Source organism: Thauera sp. 28 (genome assembly GCF_000310145.2).
In the GTDB taxonomy this organism is placed as follows: domain Bacteria; phylum Pseudomonadota; class Gammaproteobacteria; order Burkholderiales; family Rhodocyclaceae; genus Thauera; species Thauera mechernichensis.
Genome location: NZ_AMXA01000068.1, coordinates 1 through 2,598, shown reverse-complemented (window position 1 = coordinate 2,598; position 2,598 = coordinate 1). Strand labels below are relative to the sequence as shown.

Annotated in this window: 3 protein-coding genes; all 3 read left to right on the top strand. The window is 65.4% G+C overall.

What is annotated here, in order from left to right; genetic code table 11:
* Positions 1–155 precede the first annotated feature (155 nt).
* The 3 genes from C662_RS19420 (at position 156) to C662_RS19410 (ending at position 2,381) form a co-directional block, all read left to right on the top strand.
* Positions 156–956, top strand: a complete 801-nt coding sequence (locus C662_RS19420; protein WP_002934380.1) for a TIGR04255 family protein — start codon at positions 156–158, stop codon at positions 954–956.
* Entirely contained in the window at positions 947–1,525 is a 579-nt protein-coding gene (locus tag C662_RS19415; protein ID WP_037985212.1) for a hypothetical protein, read from the top strand. The genes C662_RS19420 and C662_RS19415 overlap by 10 nt, the downstream gene beginning before the upstream one ends.
* Before the next feature lie 130 nt (positions 1,526–1,655).
* Positions 1,656–2,381, top strand: a complete 726-nt coding sequence (locus C662_RS19410) for a hypothetical protein (RefSeq protein WP_232433322.1) — start codon at positions 1,656–1,658, stop codon at positions 2,379–2,381.
* Positions 2,382–2,598 lie beyond the last annotated feature (217 nt).

The window sequence follows — 2,598 nt, the reverse complement described above, 5'->3', positions numbered from 1 at the left end:
CTCGCGGCTGGCGCCGCTCCTACAGCAGAGCCAGGCGCTTGGTCGCACTGTAGGAGCGGCGCCAGCCGCGAGGGGTTGGAAGAACTCTCCCGGCAAGTTTGGTCGAAGTGTGTATAGTTTTGTGTATAGAAGCGCTTCGTAGAGGGGAGGGTGACATGGTGCGCGATGGGGGCTATCCGAAGCTTGAACGGCAACCGCTGACCTTGGTGCTGGCGGAGTTCCGCTTCGGGCGGGTGGCGTTCGAGCCGGCTGCGTTGGTGGCGCTCAAGGAGCGGATGGCGCGACGCTTTACGGACGTGACCGAGGGCGTGGCGCAGCAAGTGCAGCTTGGCGACGCGGGGGTCACGATCATGCCGGCGCCGTATGTGATCTGGCGGGCGCCGGAGGCAGGGGCGGCAGTGCACCTGGAGGTGGATCGGATTGCCTACGCCACGACGATGTACCCGCGCTTCGAGGGGTTTGCGAAAGATTGCCTGGCTGTGGTGGAGGCGTTGGTTGAAACCCTGCGCCCGCCGAGCTTGCATCGGGTGGGGCTGCGCTACAATGACGCCGTCGTACCGATGCCGGATGAATTGCTGGAGCACTATGTCGCGGCGCCCTTGCTGCCGTTTTCGCCCTTGGCCGCCGACGGCGAAACGGTCATGCGGCACTTGAGCGAGACGGTGGTGCAGACCACGGCAGGGGCGCTCGTGGTGCGGGCGCTGGCCGGTGTGCACGGGCTGGGCATGATGCCCGACTTGCTGGGGCAGTTCGATCTGCCGCTTAAGGTCGAGGTGCCCAACGATCGGCCCGTCGCGGTGCTGGATTTTGATCATTACTGGGAAGTGGCAGAGGCCGAAGGCGTGCCCTTCGATGTCGATGCCGCGCGCAGTCGGCTCGACCGGCTGCACGAGCCGGCCCGAGAGGCTTTTTGGAAAGTGACGACGGAGTTTGCGAGGACACAGCGATGGAACTGATGCGAAGCGGGTTTGCAGGCGCGCCGCGGGGGTTTCTGGCGTTGGTTGCCGGCGGAGCCGAGCTTGGACGGGCGACTGTCGTCACCCGGCCGAGCGGCGGGGTCGTGATGTGCTTCTTCTCGGATCCATCGGGCGGGGCCGACAGGCTGCGCGTTCTTCCGTCGCTTCCGCGCCCGGATCTGGCGCGTGACCCGGCCCGGACAGGCTTGGGTGTGGCGGCTGATCTTGATCTGATTGCGCGCGTGTTCGGATTGAATACGGCGCAGATCGCCGAGATTTGCGGCCCTGTGACCCGACCGACTGTTTATGCGTGGCGCGATGGTGCGGCACCCCGGCCGGCGAAGCTGGCCCGTATTCACATGCTGCGTCGCGCTGCGCTCGATTGGGAGCGGTCGGGGTTTGGTGTGCCGGGTACGGCGATGACCGCACCGGTGATCTACGAGAAGAGCCTGTTCGACCTGCTGCGTGCCGACCCACTGGATCTGGCCGCGATTCAGTTTGCGGGCGGCCGTCTTGCGATGGAGCGCGAGATGGCGGCCAGGCGCACCTTTGCCGACCCTTTTCGCTGAGGGCCGTTGATCGATGGCGGCGCTTGGGAGGCAGGTTGCGGATAGAGGCTGGCAGCAGGGCAGCGTTTTGCGCTGCGACGATCACGCGTTGCTGGGCGCGCGTTACCTTGAGGGGGAGCCCGCAGGAGATTTGATCGGCCTGGTGGTGAGCCAATCCTGCGATCTGACGCATGAATCGCTTCAGGGCGAGCCGTACGCGGAGATCCTTGTCGGATTGCGGGCCGAGGACGATGCCGCCCTGAAACGACGGGGACACTGCGCTGCCGGGAAACATCCTCGCTGTTTGCACATGCCGATTCGGCAGGAGGGCAACGAGGTCTGGTTTCAGTTCTTGCCGTGGGACCGGCTCTTTGTCGACCGCGCGGTGCTGGCCGACCGCATGCCGGATGATACGCGCGTGGTCCTGCAGGCGGACCTCGACCTGCTGGTCACCTGGTTGGCTCAACGCTATGTGCGTGCTGCCTTTCCGGACGATTTCAACAGCCTTCTCGACGCCACCCGCAGCAAGCAGAAGAAGCTGCACGCCCGTCTTTCGCCCGATGTGTCGGGGCTTTATGCGCGCTTGAATCCTGATCGTGAGCTGCTGGAGGGCGAGCGTTACACGCTGGACCTGCTCGCACTGGTGCCGACATTTCGTGGGGACGCGCTCCCGTCCGTGGGCAAGAGCGTACAGGCGCTGGTTGATCTGATTCGGGCGGCCGGTATCGATGCCCGCGGCAGTGTAAGGCTGGAGGACGAGGTGTCTTATGGCTTCGTGCGCGCCTTCCGGCGTTTTCCTCTTGAACACCTCTCGCTGCGTGGCGACTCGCCCGATCCGATGCCTTTGGAGTTATCGACGGGTGAACGACGCGGGTAGTGTGGCTGCTGGCTGGCGTCCGCTTCAACAAGCCTCGCGGCTTGCGCCGCTCCTACAGCAAACCGAACCGCCGCGGGTCTCCCCCGTAGGAGCGGCGTCAGCCGCGAGGGGTTGAAGGCGACACGCCTTATCGATACCGCCCCAAAAAGCTCGCGGCTTGCGCCGCTCCTACAGCAAGCCCCCCCGCCGCGGGTCTCCCCCGTAGGAGCGGCGCGAG